Below are 362 nucleotides of genomic sequence, written 5' to 3'. Positions count from 1 at the left end.
GCCTTGAGCTGCGGGATGGAGGCCGAGACGTTCGGCAGCTTGATGATGTTGGCGCCGGGGGTCTTGGCCAGGTCGCCGAGCTCGGAGAGGGCGTCGGGGATGCGCTGGCCCTCCTCGAGGAACTCGGGGAAGACGGCGATGATGCGGCCGGCGAGGGAGATGTCCCGCGTCTCGACCGTGACGCCGGCCTGCGAGGCATACGCCTGGATCACGGGCAGGAACGAGTACGTCGCCAGGGCAGGCGCCTCGTCAGTGTGGGTGTAGATGATGGTCGAGTCAGTCACCGGGTGCTCCGCTCCACGTCTGCGTATGCGAGATTGCTCGACATCAAGATATCTCGTGATCGAGGTCCTCGGTAAAGG

General features: G+C 65.2%; 1 protein-coding gene. It reads right to left on the bottom strand.

Annotation, left to right across the window (positions count from 1 at the left end; genetic code table 11):
- Nucleotides 1-284: NADP-dependent isocitrate dehydrogenase (locus tag OQ02_RS39490; RefSeq protein ID WP_033443804.1), on the bottom strand; the 284-nt coding region annotated here is incomplete at its 3' end.
- Between the last annotated feature and the right edge of the window lie 78 nt (nt 285-362).

It is taken from the genome of Saccharothrix sp. NRRL B-16314, assembly GCF_000716595.1.
Lineage (GTDB): Bacteria > Actinomycetota > Actinomycetes > Mycobacteriales > Pseudonocardiaceae > Actinosynnema.
The sequence above is the reverse complement of the archived record's forward strand: the minus strand, read 5'-3'. Positions and strand labels throughout refer to the sequence as shown.